Genomic DNA, 19,779 nt, shown 5'->3' with positions numbered 1-19,779 from the left:
TGAACTACGCCCGCGTGGCGTGTAGGTTAATGGAGCGGCAGCGGGGCGGCAAGGGGGTGTGAGTTCGCGTTGAACCCAACTTCCGACTTCAACCAGGCACAGGCAGGGCAGCGATATACAGGCAGGGCAGTGATATACAGGCAGGGCAGTGATATGTGGTGTGGTCTCTTACGGAGAAAGAAATCTCGCTACTCCCCCTCACTGGGGGAGTGAAGCACACGGATTGTCGGCATAGGCGGTCAGGTCCCGACTGACGGAACCAGAGTGAACATATATGTTCCCTCCGGCCCCGCACTGCCGGCTGTTACCCACTGCGGCGTCGGATAGAGATGAAGCTCCATTCCAGCTTTGAAAGACAATTGGCCCCTTCCAGTAAGCCCGTACGTCACCACCAACGTTATTGGAAAACGAAATGCCGCCGTTGATCGTCGCGTGCCCCTCGTCGGTACAAATTCCGCCGCCCCATGACTGCGACACCTGCTCCAGGAAACAGTTAGAGCCAGACGGAGGTTGCCATTGCAGAATGACGTGAATCAGCCGGGGAAGCGAGGTGGTTCCTTTAGCAGTGCCAGCACGGGGCTGATGGAAATCTGACTTTCGCCGCGCATCTCCACTTGTGCAAAATCGAGAGAGGCCACCTCATGGTCTACCAGCAAGCGCATGGTCTCAGCATCACGGCCTTCAAGCGCACAAGCCCTTTCCAGGGTCCGATAGTCATCAATAGTCGCTGGGAGGTCGTCGGCGAACTCCTTCATCATTTCAAGCCATGGCAGCACGACAATACGGGCTGCCTCGGCAAGGCCCGCGCGTCTAGACTCTTCAAGTTCTGTTACTGACAGTCCATGTCGCAATAGCAACTGGCGCATTTCTGCGCCGGTTTCTATTTCGAGCTGATGAAGAGCTGTCCACTGCCATTGCCGAAAGGAATCCTTCTGCTGTTCAGCGATGCAACGATACATAGCCATGCCGAAAACCTCGCCCTGCCACGCGTCTTGCAAACGAGATTTAACATCAGGACCTAACAGGTGTGCCGAAACGATCATTGTCGTTGTATAGGGATGAGGCGCTGCTCGATCAAGTTCATCACAGGCCTCGCAGCTTGAACCTAGGGCAAGCCAGGCGCAGCGAACTCCAGACGGAGGCTGCCATTGCTGTCAGGTGCCTGAAAGAAACTGGTGGAGGCCGACCAGCGCAGATCAGCGGCTGCAAGGACACAGATAGCTGATGCGATGAGGGGCCACGCTCAGGCCTCAGCGGCTCGATTGCTTGAACCGAGTACAGTGTTGCTGCGCTCGTGCGCAAAGTGGGAAGGCGCATTGCTTAGCCGGTAGTATCGTTCTCACGCCAAACGATGGGACGAACCAAAGGCAACGTTACAAAAGTTCATTTATCATATTGGATTTAGATATAAGTAAATCCACGATATTGTAAGTCAGTGAGCGTTGTCATCTAAATCGTTCTTCTCGAAAACAGACGCCGGCGCGAGATTCGTATGACAGTCACGTCCATCCTCATGAACAAGCACTTGCCGCTCGTATCTGTCAGCCCGACTGCGAGAGTCGAAAGCGTAATTGAGCTAATGAAGAAGAACGGCGCTGGCTCGGTAGTCGTTGTTGGAGATTGTGGTCAATTTGAAGGGATGATCACAGAGCGTGATATCTTCAAGGCGATCGATACGCGCCTTTCTGTTGTTCAATCGCTCCTGGCCAAGGATATCATGTCGAGCCGGGTCGAAACTTGCACAGTCGATGACTCTGAAGCCAGCCTCATGGAGCGAATGGTTGAGACCGGTGTTCAGCACTTGCCGGTTGTCAGCGGTGGTGAAGTGATAGCTGTCGTCTCGATAGGCGACTTGGTTGAGGTACGGGTCAGGAAGATCCGGACCATGCTTCAGGAAATTGAAGATGTCTTGCACATCGAGAAGCATCTTGAGTACTTCACGCGCAATTTGAAGCCGTTCATGTTGTTAAATTCGCCGTCAGCGCTCAAGCAGAATTCATCTCTGCCACGAGAACAAAGACAAGCTGGGTGACGCGTCACGCATCTGCACGCCGGGAACAACAGCACCCCATGTTGCTGCGCACGCAGATGCGATCGCAGTGGAATTGTACAGGCGGACATTCAAGCACGCCGGTCACGACCCCGCTGCGCGGGCGCCATTGGAATGGTGGCAGTTCACCGAGGCAGACCGCCCCAGACGTGGCGGGTGAGTGGGGAGTCGACACGGGCAAGAGAGAGCAGTAGTTCTGGTCACACTGTCCATAGCAATACGCAGGACCAGATTGAGCCTGCGAAGGCGTCAACCAGGCGGCAGCAAGAAGTGCCCGCAGCGAGCGGAATGAAAATGAATATACTGCAGCGCCAAATCGACGGAATTACGCTGGTCGACCTGTCAGGCCGGCTTGATAGCTCGGTATCCGGCCAGGTGATGGATCAGCTCAATGAGATCGTGAACTCAGGGGTCACCAGGTTGATCGTCAACTTGCGTCACGTGAGTTATATCAGCAGTGCTGGGCTGCGGAGCATTCTGGTTGCTGCGAAACTGGTCAGGTCTGGCAATGGCGAAATGCGACTGTGCCAGCCGAATGGTTTGCTGAAAAGAACCCTCGAAGAGTCAGGCTTCGCCAATCTGATCCGAATTGACGATGAAGAAGGCCAGTCCATCGCCGCGCTGCGCGCCCCATGATTGGCGGCGGGCGACCCCATTGCCAGGGGAAGACAGCATGCGCATAGCGGTTTCGGGGTCCCACTCGCTTGGGAAGTCAACAATCGTCAATGACTGGGTGTCGGCACATCCGGAGTACGCCCGCGAGGAGGAGCCCTACCGTGCCTTGAGCCTCCATGGCCCGTATGAAATCCGCTTTCGGGACGAGTCCACAAGATTGCACAATGGCATTCAGCTCTATTACAACATCAGCCGCATTCATCGCTATGCCAGCCAGCAAGACCGCGTCATCTTCGATCGCGCACCGATCGATTACATCGCCTACTCACAATATACCGCCGATCAGGGCACGACGGACATCGATCAGTCATTCGTTGAGTCCATGATCCCCGCCGTGAGGGAATCGCTTGATCGAATCGACCTGCTTGCCTTTGTGCCGCGATCAGATGAGTGGCCAGTCATTCTCGAGAATGACGGAATCCGACCGGTTGATGAGGCATATCGGGATAGTGTTGATGACATCTTCAAGCAGATCTACCGCCATGGCCGCTTTGGTCTGTTTCCCGGGCGCGGCAGTCCTCGGGTGATCGAGCTTGTTGGCCCGCCTCAACAGAGGATCGCGCAGATCGGCAAGGTCCTCAGCGACGTTCATGCCAGTGGATGATGTGACACCCCTGACCTGAATTTCGCAGTTTCGTTCATGGGTGTTGCGCGAGTTCCGGACAGGAAATTGCGGCACCTGCAGCGCAACCCGGATGCGGCATTCAAACCGGCATTTTACGCACGCGCCGGGTGTCAGACTTCGGATTGCTTGTTGGGCGGCAGGTAGTCCACGGTCGTGTCATGGCTCATCAGCAGCGCCAGCTTGTAGTCGGCAGGGTTGAGCAGCTGCTCGCACTCATGCTTCAGGAAGGCGCCCGTCGCCATTGCGTGAACCGAGTGGGCGGTTGCGTGGATGACATCGGGAAACGAGAAGATCCCAAGTCCGTCATACTCACCCATTCGGTTATACATGCTGATGATCGAACCCTTGAAGGCCTCTGCCAGCTTCACGGATGTGGCGTAACGGTCCAGCGGATTGCGCCGCATTGTTTCGAATGATTTTGGATTGAACTTCCATTGTACCAGGAAGTGGGGCACCCGCCGTCTCCATCCATACATTGGACTCGGACAGTATCATGGTCGGCCCGTGCGGCACAATTCGGGAGGCGGCTTCGTACAGTGCCTGGAATTGCAGGAGGCACGCGCGGATTTCGCATGGCGCATCAGGCATGTTGCACGCCGTACGTGAGCCGCCACATCTCAGCGCAACCTCAGCTTCATGACCGGCAAAGAAAAACGGCGGGGGTTCACCCCGCCGTTCTTGTACTCCGCCTGCGGACGACTGCCGCGGCTCAGAACTTACTGGTTGCAGTTGGTTCCTGCGGCGCAGTCATCGTCATTGCCGCTCGACGACTTGGTCGTGGTGGTTCCGGTGGTGGTGGAGCCGCTGCTCGAGTCGTCGTCGCTCGAGTCGTCATCGCTTGAGTCGTCGTCGCTCGAGTCATCGTCCGGACCGTCGTTCGAGTCGTCATCGTTTGAATCGTGGTCGGGGCCGTCGTCATTGCCGCCGCCCGAGCTGCCGCTGCCCGAGCTGTCGCTGCCGCCGTCGTTTCCGCCACCATCACCACCGTCGCCGCCATCGTCATCGGCGAAGGCCGGGCTTACCTTGACGGCAGCCGCGGTGGCGAACAGTGCCAGCGCACCCAGTCCAAGGTTGGAGAGAAGCTTTCTGCGGTCGATCATGCTCATCTTGTTGTCTTCCATTTGGGTGTCTCCTGAACAGCGTGTAACTCCAGTAAGGGTAGAGCTTAGCCAACATTCCCTGTCGCCATCCTGACAAACGTTGTTTTCTGCAGATTGCGACAAATTCAACCGGGAATGGCAGTGCGTCACCTGATCTGGGTGGGAAAGGCCTGCCGCAGCCTTACCTCTGCGCCGGGTCGAAGGCCTTGAAGTGCTTCGACAGCTTCAGGCCCTGGCGCTGGTAGTTGGAACCAATCCCCTGGCCATAAACCCACTCAGGCGCTTGCGTGAGTGGTTCATAGACAAGGCGCCCGATGATCTGCCCGTCCTCGAGGATGAAGGGCACCTCACCTCTCTATTTGTCGCAATAGCCCAGCTGGGCGTAGGTCTGCCCGCTGCCCGGCTTTACCGCGGTGCATAAGGTCTGCAGCAGCGCACCGATGTTGCCCGCGCCATAGCCGCCATAATCGGCGGCGGGAAACTCCCTGTTCTGGCCGAACTGCGAAGAATAGTTGTCCTTGATCACGTTGGGGTCGCTCGAACCCCATGACGTGACGCCCACCACCACGTTCAGAAATGATGCCGTGCCCGGCGTCGCACCGTCGTTGAGGTCGGCGTTACGATAGCCGAAGTTCACCACCCATGGGCCGCCGCTCGATCCGCCGGTGAAGTTGGTGCCCTGCCACATCTGCCTGGCATTGCGCACGTTGGTGAGGAAGGTGGGGCCGTCCGCCCGCTGCATGATGGTGCCGAAATCCATGTTGAAGGGATAGCCAAGCGTGGCGGTCGCCGCCGTCCAGGTGTTTCGAGTCTTGGTCGAGCGGGTGAAGGAATAATTGTTCCAGCCATAGGTCATCCAGCCCACCTGGTCGCCAATGAACTGGTTGGAGCCGTTCTTGCCGATGATGAACACGGCGAGGTCATTGCTGCGCGCCGCGCCGACGCCCGAGTCCCGACCGGTCAGCCAGGTTTGCGCCAAGGTGATGTATTCCGCGGTCCAGGCACCGTAGGGTTCCATCTGCTGCGTGCTCGCATCCGCCGGGCCATAGAAGCCGGGGCGGAAGGTCCAGCCGGAAAAGAATCCGTCATTCGAGCCGAAGTCGGCGACGCAGTGCGCGGCCGTCAGCAGCACGCTGCGCATGATGAGGCTGGCGCTGCACCAGGAATTGCCGTCCGGCGTGGCGAACTCAAGCCGCCCGATGGTGCGGTAGGGGTAGGTGGTGCTCAGGCGGTTGGCCTGCGAGGCACTGGCGGCGGCCGGCCCGTCCTGCACCCGCACGGAGGTATAGGGAATGCCGAAACTGCCAAAGGCCCGGGCCGAGGCCGTTGCCGCCCGGTTGCGCGAGGCGCCGCTCAGGCGGGCATCCGGCGCAGTGTCGACCCGGATATCTCTGTCGGCGGGTGCGGCGAGGCGATTGCGCATCGGCTTGCTCGCGCCGCCCTGCGGCGCGACGGCAGGCGCCTGTCGCAACACCACGCCTGCGTTCGCGTGGGCTTCCGGAGCGGGCAACAGGCACGTCAGGCCAAGGATCACGGCGAGGCTGGCGGGGGCGTGTCGGCGCATCTTCTCAACTCCCTGAAGGCAAATTGCTGGTGGCATGGGCTCGTATCTGCTTCAGGTGAAAAATACACTCTTAGATAGATTATTGATAGCCAACCCACGACAAGAAATGCCGCAACAATCGGTTACAAGATGATGCCCTGCGTGCCTGCAAACGAAACCGGCGGGGAATGACCCCGCCGTTCTGGTACTCCGCCTGCGGACGACTGCCGCGGCTCAGAATTTACTGGCTGCAGTTGGTCCCCGTGGCGCAACAGCATCGAGCCCAAGGTTGGACCGAAGCTTTCTGCGGTCAATCATGGTCGTCTTGTTGCCTTCGATTTGGGGCTCTGCTGAAAGGCATGTGACTGCGTTACGGATGAACCCTAGCCAACATTCCGTGTCGCCGTACCGTCAGCGCTGCGCCGGGTCGAAGGCCTTGAAGTGCTTCGACAGCTTCAGCCCCTGGCGCTGGTAATTGGAGCCGATGCCCTGGCCATAGACGCGCTCGGGCGCTTGCGTGAGTGGTTCATAGACAAGGCGCCCGATGATCTGCCCGTCCTCGAGGATGAAGGGCACCTCGTGGCTCCGCACTTCCAGCACCGCGCGCGCACCTTCTCCGTGGCCTGACGAATGCCCGAAGCCGGGGTCGAAGAAGCCCGCGTAGTGAACGCGGAACTCGCCCACCAGCGGGTTGAACGGCACCATCTCGGCGGCAAAGGCCGGCGGCACGCGCACCGCCTCCTTGGAGGCGAGGATGTAGAACTGGTCAGGGTCCAGCACCAGCGAGCCGCGCTGCCAGATCGGCTCCCAGAAATCGTGCACGGCAAGCGCCCCCTTGGCGTCAACGTCGACGAGCCCCGCATGGCGCTTGGCGCGAAAGCCCACAGGGCCATCCGCACCAAGCGTCGAGAGATCGACGGAAAGTGCCAGCCCGTTGTCGATGTTCACCTCGCCTGACGAGATGAGGCCTTCCGTGTCGTGCAGCTCGCGGATCAGCGCGTCGGTGGCAAGGCTCGCACCCTGGCGGAAGCGGATCTGCGACAGGCGCGAGCCCTCGCGCACCAGGATGGGGAAGGTGCGCGGCGAGATCTCGGCATAGAGCGGGCCCTCATAGGCCTCCGGCACCTTGTCGAATTCCTGCGCGTAGTCGGTGATGACGCGGGTGAAGATGTCGAGCCTGCCGGTGGAGCTCTTGGGGTTCGCCGCGGCGGCCACACCCTTGGGAAGCTTGAGGGCCTCCTGAAGCGGCACGATATAAACGCAGCCCGTCTCCAGCACCGCGCCTTCGGTCAGCGGCATGCGGTGAAGCGCCAGTTCCTTCACCCGTTCCGCCACCGTGGCGCGCGGGCCGGGCAGGAAGGAGGCGCGCACCCGGTAGGCCCAGGGTCCCAGCCGCAGGTCGAGGCTGGCGGGCTGGATCTGGTCGGCATCTACCGGGCGGGCAAGGCGGATCAAGCCCTCCTCGCAATAGCGGGCGATGGCGCGGGCGGGCAGAATGCCACGGGTCTCGGAACGGGTTCCCATGCCCATCACATGGCGGAAATGATGCAGCCTTGGCAAGTGTCTTCGCTGTGGAAAACCCTGCGATATGGGCTAAACTGCCGCCATGTATGAAAGCATCACCCAGGGCGTAAAGGTCATCGTCCATCCCAAATACCTCGACGGCCAGTCGAAGCCGGAGGAGGGTCATTACGTCTGGGCCTATTCCATCACCATTGAAAACCACAGCCGCGAAACGGTCACGCTGCGCACCCGCTACTGGAAGATCACCGATGCGGCGGGCCACGTGCAGGAGGTGCGCGGTGCGGGCGTGGTGGGCGAGCAGCCTGCCATCAGCCCGGGCGACAGCTACAGCTACACTTCGGGCTGCCCGCTGAAGACCTCGTCAGGCTTCATGGCCGGCGCCTACCAGATGCAGCTGCCATCGGGTGAATTCATCAATGTCGAGATCCCGCCCTTCTCGCTCGACAGCCCGCACGAGAAACACGCCATCAACTGAAGTGACCATGACAGGCAAAACCTATTCCACCGAGGAGATGCTGGCCCGCCTCATCGCCTTCGACACGACAAGCCGTGACGGCAACATCCCCTTGATCGAATTCGTCGAGGACTATCTCGACGGCTGGGGTGTGCCGCATTTCCGCGTTGACTATGAGACCAACCGCAAGACCAACCTCTTCGCCACCATCGGCCCGGCCATAGCAGGCGGTATCGTGCTGTCAGGCCATACCGACGTGGTGCCGGTCGATGGCCAGCCCTGGACGTCTAACCCCTTCGAGCTCACGGCGCGTGACGACAAGCTCTTCGGCCGCGGCACCTGCGACATGAAGGGCTTCCTTGCCGTCTGCCTGGCGGAAGTGCCCAACTTCCTCAGGGCTAACTTGCAGTCGCCCATCCACCTGGCGCTGTCGTGCGATGAGGAGGTGGGCTGTAAGGGCGTGCGCCCGCTGGTCGCCCACATGCGCGACAATCTGCCCAAGCCGCGCGCCGTCATCGTCGGCGAGCCGACCTCCATGAAGGTGGTCAACGCCCACAAGAGTGCGGTGACCTTCCACACCGAGGTCACCGGCCATGAGGCGCATTCCAGCCTCACCCACCACGGCGTCAACGCCATCATGGTGGCGGGCGAGCTGCTGTCCGAGATGGGCCGCATCCGCGAGCATCTGATCGCGGTGGGTGACCCGACCCACCGCTTCGATCCGCCCTATTCGACGATCCATGTGGGCGTCATCGCGGGCGGCACCGCCAAGAACATCATCCCGCGCAGCTGTTCCTTCCAGTGGGAGACGCGGCTTCTGCCCACCGCGGACCCCGCCTACGTGCCGCACCGCTTCGACAGCTTCGCCGCCCGGCTGGAGCCGGCGATGAAGGCCGTGGCGCCCGAAACCGGCATCGCCACCGAGGCGGTCAACAGCGTGCCCGGCCTCGCCCCTGAAAAGGATTCCCCGGCGGAGAATCTGGCCCTCCATCTGGCAGGCGCCAACTCCACCCATGCGGTGAGCTACTGCACCGAGGCGGGATTGTTCCAGCAGATCGGAATCCCGGCCGTCATCTGCGGCCCCGGCTCCATCGAGCAGGCCCACAAGCCCGATGAGTGGATTGAAACGTCCGAACTGAGGAAGTGCGAGGCCTTCATGGGCAAGCTGGTCGCCCAGCTGTCCTAGAACCTTTCCGAGCACCCATCCGACCAGCCATGTGAGGACCATCACCATGGCCGGAGATATAGCATGCTAGGAATAAAAAGTCAAGGATAAAATTCCTCGATTTCCATCGATTTCATCATGGCCGGGCCTGACCCGGCCATCCTTTTGGGCCCAGAGGAAAGGATGCGCGGGTCGAGCCCGCGCATGATGACCGGTGCTAGTTCCGCCACCCCGTCACCATGGCGCCAATCGCCAGCCCCAGCCCGAAGCTCGAATGGTGCACCAGCGTGCGCCCGATGATCAGGAGCGGCGTCGCCGTGGCGCTCGCCAGCACCCCCATCCCCATCAGCGGCATCTGCACGAGGAACGGAAACGCCATGGTCACCCAGCCGAACAGCAACCCGTTCCACAAGCCGGGCTCCTGCTTCATCACCTTCAGCAGCAGCAGGTACACGCCAGCGAAAATCACCGAGATCGTGTAGTAAGCCGCATGCCCGGCCATCAGCTCATTGGGCAGGCTGGGCGCCGCCCCGACATTGGCCACATAGGGCTGCCCCTGCAGCACCATCAGGAACCATCGCCCGGTGATGCTCCAGTTCACCGGCGGAAACCCGGTGAGCGCCTGGTAAATGGTCCGCCCGATATCCGCCGCCGTCGCCGCGGCGAGCCCGGTGATCAGAATGCGCAGAAGCAGGGGGAGGCGGTTCACTGCAGCAGCCTCGGGATTTCCTCGTTGAACTCCCGCTCGAACACCAGCGTGTCGCCCTCATAGGCCTCGATCTTGCCCCACACGAACCAGTGCCGCTCAGTCGACGTCAGCCGCCCGTAGGTCTCGGTGCGAATGTTCCAGTCACCGCGGCGGCGCGTCTCGGTCCAGTGGGTTTCCATCTTCGCCGAGAGCGGGTCGTCCGGCATGATCGAATAGCTCTCGCGGCCTGCGCCGCCGATCACCAGCCCGTGCGGATGGAGCTCCTGTTCGCCAAAATTGTCGACGATCTCGATCCGAAGTTCCCCGGTCACGGGGTCTACCACGGTGTCGCGCTTGTTCCAGGCGGGTGTGATCTCCGTCTGGTCCACTGGCGTCGCCGCCTCGGGCTCGGGCCAGGTGACGGGTGACTCGCCCGCGACGTCCTTGCGCAGAGGCAGGTGCAGCTGCGACTTCCCCGCATAGACGGTGAGCGTCACGGGTTCCGGTGCGGGCCACATGATCGGGAAGTAGGAGGTCGAGATCGAGACCCGCAGCTTGTGCCCCTTGGGCACCCGCCACGCGATGTCGTCCAGCCTGATCTTCATGCGATAGTGCTTGCCGGGCTCCAGCGGCATCGGGTTCTCGCGGCTGTCACGCATGCACAGGTTTTGCAGGTGGTAGGTAATGCGCGAGACTTCGCCGGAAGGCCACACGTCGTTGAGCCTGACCGCGATATGCGCCACCGGCCTGTCGACCGAAAACTCGAGGTCAAGGGCCGGCTGGCCCACGATGTCGATGTCGGTGACGAGCGCCGGCGTTTCGAAAGTGATTGAGTCGGCATCATCCTTGGCCTGGTCGCCTGGGAATTCGGGTCCGAGCCAGATGATGCAGTATTCGCCGCCGTCCGCGCCCGTCGTCTGCTTCGAGCAGATGGAGAGTGGCGTCTCCTTGCCCGCCGTCGGTCCGATGCCGCCGGTGTTCAGCCACCACTTCTTCACGTCCACATGGCCGAAGCCCCAGAAGCTGTCGCCGATCCAGCGGCCCGCGATCTTCGTCGGGAAGGAACCGGGTTTCCACGGCTCCATCACATAATAGCGATAGTCCGGGTCGCGCGAGATTTGGGCGTTCGCACCCTTCAGCCACTGGTCCCACCAGCGCAGGGCTTCCTGCAGGAAGCCGATCCTTGGCTCGGGCACCGCGAAGTGCGGGTACTTGTGCGCCCAGGGCCCGATGATGGCCTTGCGCGTCGTGCGCAGACCCTTCATCAGCCGCGGCACGGCGTTCGAATAGGCGTCGTTCCAGCCGCCCACCACCAGCGTTGGGGCTTCCACCTTGGCGAAGTCCTCGCACACCGAGCCGTGCTTCCAGTAGTCGTCACGGTGCGGGTGGCTGAGCCAGGGGATGACAAGAAAGGGCTCGTTCTCGAGCCGCTCCATCCACATGTCACGCCAGCGGTCGCCGACGATCAGCGGGTCTGGCGGGCGGGAGGAATAGGCCAGCATGGTGGCCGCCCAGCCCAGCATCTCGTTGATCACCGTGCCACCCTTGTAGTGGACGTCGTCCTCGTAGCGGTCATCGGTGGAGCAGATGGTGATGATGGCCTTCAGCGCCGGGGGCTTCCTCGCTGCCACCTGCAGCGCGTTGAAGCCGCCCCACGAGATGCCAAACATGCCAACCTTGCCGTTGCACCACGGCTGCTCGGCGAGCCACGCGATCACCTCGAGCGCGTCGTCCTGCTCCTGCAACGCATACTCGTCGAGCATCAGCCCTTCGGAATCGCCATTGCCGCGCATGTCGACGCGGATCGATGCATAGCCGTGGCCGGCGAAGTAGGGGTGCGTGAGGGCATCGCGCACATGCGTGCCGTCGCGCTTGCGATAGGGCAGGTATTCCAGCAGCGCCGGAACCGGATTTTCCTCGGCATCCTCAGGGATCCACATGCGCGCGGCGAGCTTGGTGCCGTCGGACAGCGGGATCCACAGGTTCTCTATTTCCTTCACGGACGCGGGAAATTCGGTCTTGGTGGTGATGGTCATTCAGGTCCTTTCGGGCGGAAGGCGGCCAAAATGCGCGAGGCTCGCGCAGGCGGCGGTGATGGCATCAAAGCTGGCGCGTGCCGGAACACTCATGTTCCGTGCACGGAGAAAGGCGTGGACGAGCAGCGGCTCGTCCCGCACCATGTCAGGCACGCCAGCGGCGGAAAGGCGCTGCGCATAGGCGAAGCAGTCGTCATGCAGCGGGTCGAGGGCGGCGGCCACGAGGAAGGCGGGCGGCAGACCTTTGTAATCCGTCTCGCGCAGCGGCTCGGCAAATTTCGATCCACCGCCCCGGTAGGTGTCGCGATAATACTGGACGTCCGCTGTCGAGAGCCCCGGTGCCGTGGCCTGGGTGACATAGGAGCCGGTGGTCATGTCGCCGCCGAGGCCGGGGTAGATCAGCACCTGCCCCTTGAGGCGCGGCGCCTCCTCGTCGCGGGCCTTCAGCGCCAGTGCGGCGGCCAGGTTGCCGCCCGCGCTGTCGCCGCCCACGATGATCTCGGGATTGATCGAGGCGATGGCCTTCAGCGCGGCCCAGCAATCCTCGAAGGCAGCAGGGAAGGGGTGCTCGGGGGCGAGGCGATAGTCGACCGCCACCACCCCGATCTTCGCCCCGTCGCAGAGTTCGGCGCAGACGTCGTCATGACTGTCGAGCCCGCCCAGCACGAAGCCGCCGCCGTGGAGGTAGACCAGCAGTGGCGCATCGGTGGCACCCATCGGTCGATAATGGCGGCAGGGGATGCCGGCAAAGCGGATGTCTTCGGCTGAAACCCCCGCCGGGCGGGGCTTCCTGAAATGCGCGCAGTAGCGGTCATAGAAGGCGCGCTGCTCGGCCATGGTGAAGCTGACCGCATCGGGCGGGTAGAAGCGCTCGCCGGCGATCAGGAAGTCGCGGATGCCCGGATCTTCGAGGCCGGCATATTTCTTTTCAATCTCGTCCAAGATTTTCCGCCGTGTGACGCCCGGCACAGAATCCGGCCGGCCCCAAGGTTACAAGCTCAGTCATCGAAAGCAAGATGAACGCCAGGTAAACGCAGCAGCCAGAACGGGTTCAGGCTGAGGGGTTTAGGAAGGCGGCAACGGCAACACAGGGACTGAGGGAACACCACCATGAACAAGCTCTTCACCATTCTCGCATCCGCCGCCTTGGGCTTGAGCCTTCTCGCCACCGTCGCATCAGCGGGCTCCGTCGCCCCCAGCCAGCAGGACGGCCCCTTCCAGGGCGTCACCATCGTCCCGGCGTCGGCCAGCCCCGACGAGCTGAGCGGCCAGGTCCAGGGCTTCAAGCGGGGCAAGCTGGTCGCCTTCGAGGCCCAGGCCAACCCCGGCGACATCATCATCAACACCAGGCTGAACCGGCTCTACTATGTGCTGGGTGACGGCCAGGCGGTGATGTACCGCGTCGCCACCGCCAAGCGGGGCTTCGAGTGGCAGGGCTCTCACCAGGTGTCCTCCAAGGTGAAGTGGCCCGACTGGCGCCCGCCGGCGGAGATGCGCAAGCGCCGCCCCGAGCTCCCCGCCCACATGGCGGGTGGCCCCAACAACCCGCTCGGCGCCCGCGCCATCTACCTCGGCTCCTCGATCTACCGCATCCACGGCACCAACGAGCCCTCCTCCATCGGCAAGGCGGCGTCTTCCGGTTGCATCCGCATGCTCAATGAGGACGTGAGCGAACTCTATTTGCACGTTAAGGTCGGAGCACGCGTGACGGTTCTCTGATCGGTCGCAGATTGACCTGAGACGGGGTTCGCCAGGCGGACCCCGCTTTCTTGCGTGCAGTGACTTTCACCACCGATCGACCCGGCCGGGAGGGATAAGCCCGGCAAGACAGCACAAAAAATTGGAGGAACGACCCGATGACGACCGCCCCCGTCACCGCATGGCCGAAGAAGGCCCGCGAGATGCACAACCATCACATGGACTCGACCGTGTGGAACGACTTCGAATTCCGGAATGACGATGTCATCGTCGCCACCTGGGCCAAGTCCGGCACCACCTGGACACAGCAGATCGTGGCGCAGCTCATCCATCACGGTGCGGAGGACATCAACGTGCCGATGCTCTCGCCCTGGCTCGACCTGCGCATCATGCCGAAGGAGGCAATCGAGGCGGTGAAACAGCAGCAGCACCGCCGCTCGGTGAAGACGCACCTCCAGCCGACGCCGTGATCGTCTCGCCCAAGGCGAAATATCTCTACATCGGCCGCGACGGTCGCGACGCGGTGTGGAGCGCCTTCAACCACCTCGCCAATTTCAAGCCCGAGGTCTTCGACATCTTCAACAACACGCCGGGCCGCGTCGGCCCGCAGCTGAAGCCGCCATCGGAGTCGGTGCATGAATTCTACCGCGAATGGTTCGCCTGGGACGGCTATCCGCTGTGGCCCTTCTGGTCGAACGTGCGCAGCTGGTGGAACCTGCGCCATCTGCCCAATGTCATGCTCATCCACTTCAACGACATGAAACGCGATCTTGCAGGTTCCGTGAAGCAGATCGCCGACTTCCTCGGCGTTCATCTCGACGAGGCCACCATGGCCAAGGTGGTGGAGCATTGGGATGAGAAAGGCGTCCGGGGAGCGGTTCCCCGGACGCCGTCATGCTATTCCTTGATGACGTGCCAGACGCCCTTCATGCCGTCGCCCATGGCCTCTCCGGGTTTCGTGTCCTTGATGAAGAAATAGAGTGGCTTGCCGTCATAGACCCACTGCTCGGCGCCATCCTTCCGCTTGGTCATGGACCAGCCTTCGCCCTTGGCCTTCTCGCCATTGACGAGATAGGGCGGCCACGCGGTCGCGCAGGCGTCGTAACAGTTGGAGGTATCCTTGGTGTCCTTGTCGAAGGTGTAGAGGGTCATGCCCTTTGCGTCGGCGAGCATCCCGGCGGCAAGGCCGGCGGAGGCAATGAATAGCGCCGAGGCGGTGAGCGAAAGCGAGAACAGAACAGGTTTCATGGTGGTGTTCCTTCCATGTGACGGAGAGGGAAGACCTGCATGACGGGGCAAGATGCGTCGTCGCTACAGGCTTCACATTCCTGTTACGCTGCAGGCCGCCGGATTGTTCCAGAGCGTTACGTACAAGAAGGCCGATCCGCCATTTCATCATTCAGGTTGTAAACCGGGTGCGCAGCGCTCATATCTAATGGAAAGCCTGCACGGTTCACGACTTGCCAGCGTCGGATCGCGTTTGAATATCGTGATGAGCCGGTGGTTTCCTCAGCGGCACGCTCCTGAACCCCTGTGAGATGTCTCTGCATGACTGTCGGTTCGAATGGCTGGAAACTCCGGCTCAATGTCTACAAGATTCCCGATGACTCTCGCGCCATCTTCGAATTGATGGTGACCGTGCTGTCGCTCGTGGCCCTGTGGGTTACGATGTGGGTGATGGCGGGTGTCAGCGCGTGGCTGCCGGCGCTGCTGGCCATTCCAAGTGGCGCGCTGCTCGTCAGGCTGTTCATGATTCAGCATGACTGCGGTCACAATGCTTTCTTCTCCTCAAGGCAAGCGAATGACTGGACGGGTCGCATCCTCGGTGTGTTCACGCTGACGCCCTTTGACTTCTGGCGCCACTCACACGCGCTTCACCACGCGGGCTCCGGCAATCTCGACCGGCGTGGCATTGGTGACATCGATACTCTCACCGTTGAAGAGTATCTCGCCCGCAGCCGCTGGGGTCGTTTGAAATACCGCATGTACCGCCATCCGCTGGTGATGTTCGGCTTGGGTCCCAGCTTCCTCTTCCTGTTGCTGCATCGCCTGCCGCTGGGCGCAACACGGCTGGGCCCAATGCCATGGCTCAGCACCATGCTGACGAACCTCGGCATTGCGGCGCTGTTCACCCTCATCATCGCGCTCATGGGGCTTGCGACATTTCTGCTGCTCTATCTTCCAATGACGGTGATCGGCGCCTCGATCGGTGTCTGGCTGTTCTACGTGCAGCACCAGTTCGAGCACACCTACTGGGAGCAGGATACCGACTGGTCACACCCGGACGCCGCACTCCATGGCAGTTCCTTCTACGACCTGCCGCGCTGGCTGATGTGGCTCACCGGAAACATCGGCATCCACCACCTCCACCATCTCTCGAGCCGCATTCCCTTCTACCGCCTGCCGGAGGCGCTGGCGGACTATCCCGAGCTGCGCGGCATCGGGCGCCTCACGCTGTGGCAGAGCCTCGCCAATGTGCGCCTCACCCTGTGGGACAAGGCGCGGCACCGGATGATCTCCTTCTCGGCGTTGAAGCAGCGCCCCGCCTGAGGTGAGCGCACGAGGGGGTTGAAGCGCGCGGTCGCGGCCCTATCATGCGCGCCAACGCCAAGGAGTGTTCCGCAGATGACCCAGTTCAACCAGCCGCTCGGCGGCAACGACATGCCGCGCTTTGCGGGCCCCGCCACCATGATGCGGCTGCCCAGCCAGGCGACGGCAAAGGGCCTCGACGTGTGTTTCGTCGGCGTGCCCATCGACATTGGCTCCTCGAACCGCTCCGGCACGCGCCATGGTCCGCGGCAGATCAGGGCCGAGTCCTGCATGATCCGCCCCTACAACATGGCCACCCGTGCCAAGCCCTTCGAAACCTTCCAGGTGGCCGACATCGGCGACGTGGCGATCAACACCTTCGACCTCAAGAAGACGGTGGGCATCATCGAGAAGGCCTATGACGCGATCCTCGCTGAGAACTGCACGCCCCTCACGCTCGGTGGCGACCACACGCTGACGCTGCCCATCCTGCGCGCCATGAAGAAGAAGCACGGGCCGGTGGCATTGATCCACATCGACGCCCATGCCGACATCAACGACGAGATGTTCGGCGAGAAGATCGCCCATGGCACGCCCTTCCGCCGCGCGGTGGAGGAGGGCCTGCTGGCCTGCGACAAGAGCTTCCAGATCGGCCTGCGGGGCTCTGGCTATTCGCCCGATGACTTCGACTGGACGCGCAATCAGGGCTTCACCGTCGTGACCGCCGAGGAGTGCTGGTACAAGTCGCTCGCACCCCTGATGGAGCAGGTGCGCGCCAGGGTCGGCAACCAGCCGGCCTATCTCACCTACGACATCGACAGCCTCGACCCTGCCTTCGCGCCCGGCACCGGTACGGTGGAGGTGGGCGGCCTCTCGACGTGGCAGGCCCTCGAGATCATCCGCGGCTGCCGCGGTCTCAATCTCGTGGGTGGCGATCTCGTCGAGGTCTCGCCACCGCTCGATCCCGTCGGCAACACCGCACTGATCGGGGCGAACTTCCTGTTCGAAATGCTCTGCGTGCTGCCCGGCTGTCAGTACGCAAGATGATTGAGGCCACCGGACTGCGCCCCGGGAAGACCCCTTAACTGCAAGGGTGTAAACGCCGAACATCACTGAAATGGGCATATTAATGCGAAGTGCGTGACATCCGCAGTTGCGCAAGCGGTGCATCACAGTGTATCTGTTCGGCTCTTGATGTCCCTCCCAGTGTCACAGATGCGTGACATTGGGCGTGACACTGGAAGAGCTGGAGGACGAGCGCGATGGATCTCAACAAGGCAGACAAGGTGCTGCGGAACCTGAAGCCCCGAGGCGAAGCCTACGCGGTGGCGTTGGGCGACGGCATGAGTTGCCGGGTCGCGCCGAATGGTCTCAAGACCCTTGAGCTGCGCGCCCGGCTCCACGGCAAGGTTCAGCGCTTTCGGGTAGGCTTCTATCCCGGCACGACGGTGAGCGAGGCCGTCGCCAAGGCGGCCCAGTATCGGTCCCTGATGAAGCAGGGACTGCACCCGCTCGTAGCCGAACAGCGCGCCTCCGGCGGTGGCTCGGTGCCGAGGAACGTGAGCGAGGCCGCAGCACGCTTCTGCGAAGGTTACCTCGGCGAACAGGTGGGTCAACGCTGGGCGAAGGAGGCGGCCCGCTATATCAACGTAGAGGTGCTGCCGGCTCTCGGTCACTATCCCCTGCAGCAGATCCATCGCTCCGACCTGGCCGCTCTGATCGAGGGAAAGGCGCGTGCGCTGCGACAGAGAAAGAACGCCAAGGGTACGGCCGCTAATCGCCTGAGCGCTGTCATCACCAAATTCTTTGGCTGGTGTGCGCAGCAGGGTTGGGTCGCGAGGGATCTCTCCACCGGCCTGCCCAAGCCTGCGAAGGAGGAGGCCAAGGAGCGCGCCCTGAGCGCCGCCGAAGGCGCTAACGAGGCAGGGGCGCTGTGGACTGCGTTGCACGCTGCGGCCTCATCCAGCACCACCCACGCGGGAGCGGTGTCGCCCGTGCATGCCCGCGTCCTCCAACTCCTAGCCTTGACCGGCGCGCGCTGCTCGGAGATCACCACTCTGACCACCGATGACATCAATCTGGATGCTGGCACCATCCGCATTACCGATGGAAAGACTGCTGCTTCGCGCCGCACACTGCCTCTGACGCCGGCAGCGCTCTCCGTGATCGAGGCTCAGCTTGCACTGCCTCGCGCCAAGGGCCAGCAGTTACTGTTCCCGTCGCCCCGCGCCGGTATTGTGATCCGCTCCAGCGAGATCAGCCGGGCAGGCAGAACATTGGTGGCGATGCTTAAGCTGCCCGCATTCACACCACATGACTGCAGGCGCACCGCTATCACCGTCATGGCCGAGTCGGGCATCGATGGCGATATCCGCCGTCGCGTCACCGGCCATCAAGCCGAGGACATACACGGCCGTGTTTACGACCGCGCCCAGCGGCTCGACGATGTGCGGAAGGCCCTGCTGGTGATCGAGCATTGGTATGCCACTGCAGCAAGCAAGGCTGCAGCCACCCCCTCCGGCAACGTCATCACCCTGAAGGGCAGGACCAGCAAATGAATGTATTCTGGAGACTGTCACAAGCCATCGCGTGGATCGCCGGTCGCAGTGACGACGCGGTTGCAGAGGCACCCAGCGCCGTTGTTTACCTTATGTTGGTGACGGAGGGCGGCGGAGTACCTGAGGCCAAGACCGTGCTGTGGGCGGCCCTACAGGCTGGCACGGTCACCGCCACAGGCATTGGGCCGGACGGCAAGCGCAGCGCAATCCCACCCTGGCAGTGGCAGGACTTGCAGCCCTACATGCACCGCAATACCGAGAAGCTGCAGAACCACGCCCTTCACCCGGGCGACGGCTTCACCGAGGTCACCGTCGCCAGCGCCGACGTTCGTGAGGAGTGGCCCGCGAGCCCTGCGGCGCCCGACGTAGCTGTGCGGCGCGGTGGCGGTCCCAAGCCGAAAGTTGACCCTGCTGCATTCCGGGCTGAGGCAATCCGGCTGATCGACGAGAATGGATACCCCGACCCTGCGCTCGATCCCGACTGGCGGCAAGCGGACCTTGAGCGGCTTATGCTGCAATGGACTGGACAGAAGATCAGCGAGAGCCGCGTGCGCGAGCTGGTCATATCGGTGCTACGCGAAATCAAGGCCGCTAACTCCGGAAACTGAGTTACAGGCCTTTACAGGCCTTACAGGCCGACTTTAGAGGCGCACCCTGCGACGATCAGGCTCAACCGCAAATCAGTTGCGGCAAGAGGAGCCTGAAAATGATCGATCCTGACCGCCTCTACGAGCTCCGAGAGCTCAAGCCCCACATCGGCAGCCGCGCCACCATCTACCGTGAAGCCCGCGCCGGCCGTCTCAAGCTGGTAAAGGTGGGCCGCAGCACGCGTGCCCGTGGCTTGCACATCCTCGAATACCTCGACAGCCTTCCGACACTCGGCACCGCCGCCTGAAACGCAGCACGGCGGCCGCCCGCGTTTTTCCACGCCCGGGCTGCACCGCCGTATCACGAAGGACTTACCCATGAATGATACCCATGCGCCCGATCACAACGCAACGGCGCGCGCCCGGTGGACCCCGCCGACCATCCCCACCATCGCCCGCACCATCCAGCGCCTGCAGACCACGTTGAGCTCTGAGCTCAAGAGCGTGTACGGCGCCACACTGCGCGGCGTCGTCCCGCGCATCTTCG

General features: G+C 62.3%; 22 protein-coding genes and 1 pseudogene. 13 read left to right on the top strand and 10 right to left on the bottom strand.

What is annotated here, in order from left to right:
- Positions 1 to 533 precede the first annotated feature (533 nt).
- A complete protein-coding gene (locus WCJ41_RS15380) occupies positions 534 to 1,043 on the bottom strand; it encodes a hypothetical protein (RefSeq protein WP_336906716.1) in 510 nt (169 codons plus the stop codon).
- A gap of 449 nt (positions 1,044 to 1,492) precedes the next feature.
- Here WCJ41_RS15380 and WCJ41_RS15375 point away from each other — a divergent pair, with 449 nt between their 5' ends.
- The 3 genes from WCJ41_RS15375 to WCJ41_RS15365 all read left to right on the top strand — a co-directional run bounded on the left by WCJ41_RS15375 (position 1,493) and on the right by WCJ41_RS15365 (position 3,329).
- Positions 1,493 to 2,032 (top strand): CBS domain-containing protein, encoded by a 540-nt coding sequence (locus tag WCJ41_RS15375; protein ID WP_336906715.1) that lies wholly within the window; start codon positions 1,493 to 1,495, stop codon positions 2,030 to 2,032.
- 312 nt (positions 2,033 to 2,344) lie between these two features.
- Complete coding sequence (locus tag WCJ41_RS15370; RefSeq protein ID WP_336906714.1) at positions 2,345 to 2,686, top strand: STAS domain-containing protein; 342 nt, start codon at positions 2,345 to 2,347, stop codon at positions 2,684 to 2,686.
- 37 nt (positions 2,687 to 2,723) lie between these two features.
- Complete coding sequence (locus tag WCJ41_RS15365) at positions 2,724 to 3,329, top strand: AAA family ATPase (RefSeq protein WP_336906713.1); 606 nt, start codon at positions 2,724 to 2,726, stop codon at positions 3,327 to 3,329.
- Between the two features lie 131 nt (positions 3,330 to 3,460).
- Here WCJ41_RS15365 and WCJ41_RS15360 read toward each other — a convergent pair whose 3' ends face one another.
- The 5 genes and pseudogenes from WCJ41_RS15360 to WCJ41_RS15340 form a co-directional block, all read right to left on the bottom strand.
- Positions 3,461 to 3,826: a GYD domain-containing protein gene (locus WCJ41_RS15360; protein WP_336906712.1), complete on the bottom strand. Its 366-nt coding sequence runs from the start codon at positions 3,824 to 3,826 to the stop codon at positions 3,461 to 3,463.
- 240 nt (positions 3,827 to 4,066) lie between these two features.
- Positions 4,067 to 4,471 (bottom strand): hypothetical protein, encoded by a 405-nt coding sequence (locus WCJ41_RS15355; RefSeq protein ID WP_336906711.1) that lies wholly within the window; start codon positions 4,469 to 4,471, stop codon positions 4,067 to 4,069.
- A gap of 160 nt (positions 4,472 to 4,631) precedes the next feature.
- Positions 4,632 to 4,799, bottom strand: a pseudogene (locus WCJ41_RS15350) (2'-deoxycytidine 5'-triphosphate deaminase); the annotation flags it as partial.
- 6 nt (positions 4,800 to 4,805) lie between these two features.
- Positions 4,806 to 6,014 carry a hypothetical protein gene (locus WCJ41_RS15345; protein WP_336906710.1) on the bottom strand — a complete coding sequence of 403 codons (1,209 nt, stop codon included), beginning with the start codon at positions 6,012 to 6,014 and terminating at the stop codon, positions 4,806 to 4,808.
- Between the two features lie 390 nt (positions 6,015 to 6,404).
- On the bottom strand, positions 6,405 to 7,517 hold the full coding sequence (locus WCJ41_RS15340; protein ID WP_336906709.1) for a 2'-deoxycytidine 5'-triphosphate deaminase: 1,113 nt from the start codon (positions 7,515 to 7,517) through the stop codon (positions 6,405 to 6,407).
- A gap of 82 nt (positions 7,518 to 7,599) precedes the next feature.
- Here WCJ41_RS15340 and apaG point away from each other — a divergent pair, with 82 nt between their 5' ends.
- Together apaG and argE are read left to right on the top strand one after the other, a co-directional pair.
- Positions 7,600 to 7,992: a Co2+/Mg2+ efflux protein ApaG gene (gene apaG, locus WCJ41_RS15335; protein ID WP_336906708.1), complete on the top strand. Its 393-nt coding sequence runs from the start codon at positions 7,600 to 7,602 to the stop codon at positions 7,990 to 7,992.
- A 7-nt stretch (positions 7,993 to 7,999) separates the two neighbouring features.
- Positions 8,000 to 9,157 (top strand): acetylornithine deacetylase, encoded by a 1,158-nt coding sequence (argE, locus tag WCJ41_RS15330; protein WP_336906707.1) that lies wholly within the window; start codon positions 8,000 to 8,002, stop codon positions 9,155 to 9,157.
- A gap of 196 nt (positions 9,158 to 9,353) precedes the next feature.
- On the opposite strand, the gene WCJ41_RS15325 is transcribed toward argE, so the two are convergent.
- From WCJ41_RS15325 to WCJ41_RS15315, 3 genes are read right to left on the bottom strand one after another with little or no spacing between them, the layout of a single operon-like run.
- Positions 9,354 to 9,845: a DUF2938 family protein gene (locus WCJ41_RS15325; protein WP_336906706.1), complete on the bottom strand. Its 492-nt coding sequence runs from the start codon at positions 9,843 to 9,845 to the stop codon at positions 9,354 to 9,356.
- A complete protein-coding gene (locus tag WCJ41_RS15320) occupies positions 9,842 to 11,860 on the bottom strand; it encodes a CocE/NonD family hydrolase (RefSeq protein WP_336906705.1) in 2,019 nt (672 codons plus the stop codon). The genes WCJ41_RS15325 and WCJ41_RS15320 overlap by 4 nt, the downstream gene beginning before the upstream one ends.
- On the bottom strand, positions 11,861 to 12,802 hold the full coding sequence (locus tag WCJ41_RS15315; RefSeq protein ID WP_336906704.1) for an alpha/beta hydrolase: 942 nt from the start codon (positions 12,800 to 12,802) through the stop codon (positions 11,861 to 11,863). It lies immediately after the preceding gene.
- Between the two features lie 168 nt (positions 12,803 to 12,970).
- Here WCJ41_RS15315 and WCJ41_RS15310 point away from each other — a divergent pair, with 168 nt between their 5' ends.
- From WCJ41_RS15310 to WCJ41_RS15300, 3 genes are all read left to right on the top strand, one after another.
- Positions 12,971 to 13,579, top strand: a complete 609-nt coding sequence (locus tag WCJ41_RS15310) for a L,D-transpeptidase (RefSeq protein ID WP_336906703.1) — start codon at positions 12,971 to 12,973, stop codon at positions 13,577 to 13,579.
- Positions 13,580 to 13,716: 137 nt separating this feature from the next.
- The gene (locus WCJ41_RS15305) at positions 13,717 to 14,028 is read left to right on the top strand and encodes a sulfotransferase domain-containing protein (RefSeq protein WP_336906702.1); all 312 of its coding nucleotides are present in this window, start codon (positions 13,717 to 13,719) and stop codon (positions 14,026 to 14,028) included.
- Positions 14,025 to 14,537 carry a sulfotransferase domain-containing protein gene (locus WCJ41_RS15300; RefSeq protein WP_336906701.1) on the top strand — a complete coding sequence of 171 codons (513 nt, stop codon included), beginning with the start codon at positions 14,025 to 14,027 and terminating at the stop codon, positions 14,535 to 14,537. The genes WCJ41_RS15305 and WCJ41_RS15300 overlap by 4 nt, the downstream gene beginning before the upstream one ends.
- Here the strand turns inward: WCJ41_RS15300 and WCJ41_RS15295 are convergent.
- Positions 14,456 to 14,806 carry a hypothetical protein gene (locus WCJ41_RS15295; protein ID WP_336906700.1) on the bottom strand — a complete coding sequence of 117 codons (351 nt, stop codon included), beginning with the start codon at positions 14,804 to 14,806 and terminating at the stop codon, positions 14,456 to 14,458. The two genes, WCJ41_RS15300 and WCJ41_RS15295, sit on opposite strands and share 82 nt — an antisense overlap.
- Positions 14,807 to 15,106: 300 nt before the next feature.
- Between WCJ41_RS15295 and WCJ41_RS15290 the strand changes: the two genes are divergently transcribed.
- The 5 genes from WCJ41_RS15290 (at position 15,107) to WCJ41_RS15270 (ending at position 19,540) form a co-directional block, all read left to right on the top strand.
- The gene (locus WCJ41_RS15290; protein ID WP_336906699.1) at positions 15,107 to 16,108 is read left to right on the top strand and encodes a fatty acid desaturase; all 1,002 of its coding nucleotides are present in this window, start codon (positions 15,107 to 15,109) and stop codon (positions 16,106 to 16,108) included.
- Between the two features lie 75 nt (positions 16,109 to 16,183).
- Positions 16,184 to 17,134 carry an agmatinase gene (gene speB, locus WCJ41_RS15285; RefSeq protein ID WP_336906698.1) on the top strand — a complete coding sequence of 317 codons (951 nt, stop codon included), beginning with the start codon at positions 16,184 to 16,186 and terminating at the stop codon, positions 17,132 to 17,134.
- A 215-nt stretch (positions 17,135 to 17,349) separates the two neighbouring features.
- On the top strand, positions 17,350 to 18,645 hold the full coding sequence (locus tag WCJ41_RS15280; protein ID WP_336906697.1) for an integrase family protein: 1,296 nt from the start codon (positions 17,350 to 17,352) through the stop codon (positions 18,643 to 18,645).
- Positions 18,642 to 19,253 (top strand): hypothetical protein, encoded by a 612-nt coding sequence (locus WCJ41_RS15275; protein WP_336906696.1) that lies wholly within the window; start codon positions 18,642 to 18,644, stop codon positions 19,251 to 19,253. The genes WCJ41_RS15280 and WCJ41_RS15275 overlap by 4 nt, the downstream gene beginning before the upstream one ends.
- A gap of 98 nt (positions 19,254 to 19,351) precedes the next feature.
- Positions 19,352 to 19,540 (top strand): hypothetical protein, encoded by a 189-nt coding sequence (locus WCJ41_RS15270; protein ID WP_336906695.1) that lies wholly within the window; start codon positions 19,352 to 19,354, stop codon positions 19,538 to 19,540.
- Positions 19,541 to 19,779: the final 239 nt, after the last annotated feature.

The sequence above is a fragment of the Aestuariivirga sp. genome (assembly GCF_037139295.1).
GTDB lineage: Bacteria > Pseudomonadota > Alphaproteobacteria > Rhizobiales > Aestuariivirgaceae > Aestuariivirga.
The sequence above is the reverse complement of the archived record's forward strand: the minus strand, read 5'-3'. Positions and strand labels throughout refer to the sequence as shown.

Excerpts from the sequence above, each read along its gene's own strand:
- WCJ41_RS15295 (WP_336906700.1), bottom strand. The coding sequence starts at position 14,806 with ATGAAACCTGTTCTGTTCTCGCTTTCGCTCACCGCCTCGGCGCTATTC.
- WCJ41_RS15320 (WP_336906705.1), bottom strand. The coding sequence starts at position 11,860 with ATGACCATCACCACCAAGACCGAATTTCCCGCGTCCGTGAAGGAAATA.
- WCJ41_RS15345 (WP_336906710.1), bottom strand. The coding sequence starts at position 6,014 with ATGCGCCGACACGCCCCCGCCAGCCTCGCCGTGATCCTTGGCCTGACG.
- argE (WP_336906707.1), top strand. The coding sequence starts at position 8,000 with ATGACAGGCAAAACCTATTCCACCGAGGAGATGCTGGCCCGCCTCATC.
- WCJ41_RS15290 (WP_336906699.1), top strand. The coding sequence starts at position 15,107 with ATGACTGTCGGTTCGAATGGCTGGAAACTCCGGCTCAATGTCTACAAG.
- WCJ41_RS15340 (WP_336906709.1), bottom strand. The coding sequence starts at position 7,517 with ATGGGAACCCGTTCCGAGACCCGTGGCATTCTGCCCGCCCGCGCCATC.
- WCJ41_RS15275 (WP_336906696.1), top strand. The coding sequence starts at position 18,642 with ATGAATGTATTCTGGAGACTGTCACAAGCCATCGCGTGGATCGCCGGT.
- WCJ41_RS15355 (WP_336906711.1), bottom strand. The coding sequence starts at position 4,471 with ATGGAAGACAACAAGATGAGCATGATCGACCGCAGAAAGCTTCTCTCC.
- WCJ41_RS15365 (WP_336906713.1), top strand. The coding sequence starts at position 2,724 with ATGCGCATAGCGGTTTCGGGGTCCCACTCGCTTGGGAAGTCAACAATC.
- speB (WP_336906698.1), top strand. The coding sequence starts at position 16,184 with ATGACCCAGTTCAACCAGCCGCTCGGCGGCAACGACATGCCGCGCTTT.
- WCJ41_RS15270 (WP_336906695.1), top strand. The coding sequence starts at position 19,352 with ATGATCGATCCTGACCGCCTCTACGAGCTCCGAGAGCTCAAGCCCCAC.
- apaG (WP_336906708.1), top strand. The coding sequence starts at position 7,600 with ATGTATGAAAGCATCACCCAGGGCGTAAAGGTCATCGTCCATCCCAAA.
- WCJ41_RS15360 (WP_336906712.1), bottom strand. The coding sequence starts at position 3,826 with ATGTATGGATGGAGACGGCGGGTGCCCCACTTCCTGGTACAATGGAAG.
- WCJ41_RS15280 (WP_336906697.1), top strand. The coding sequence starts at position 17,350 with ATGGATCTCAACAAGGCAGACAAGGTGCTGCGGAACCTGAAGCCCCGA.
- WCJ41_RS15370 (WP_336906714.1), top strand. The coding sequence starts at position 2,345 with ATGAATATACTGCAGCGCCAAATCGACGGAATTACGCTGGTCGACCTG.
- WCJ41_RS15310 (WP_336906703.1), top strand. The coding sequence starts at position 12,971 with ATGAACAAGCTCTTCACCATTCTCGCATCCGCCGCCTTGGGCTTGAGC.
- WCJ41_RS15375 (WP_336906715.1), top strand. The coding sequence starts at position 1,493 with ATGACAGTCACGTCCATCCTCATGAACAAGCACTTGCCGCTCGTATCT.
- WCJ41_RS15380 (WP_336906716.1), bottom strand. The coding sequence starts at position 1,043 with ATGATCGTTTCGGCACACCTGTTAGGTCCTGATGTTAAATCTCGTTTG.
- WCJ41_RS15305 (WP_336906702.1), top strand. The coding sequence starts at position 13,717 with ATGACGACCGCCCCCGTCACCGCATGGCCGAAGAAGGCCCGCGAGATG.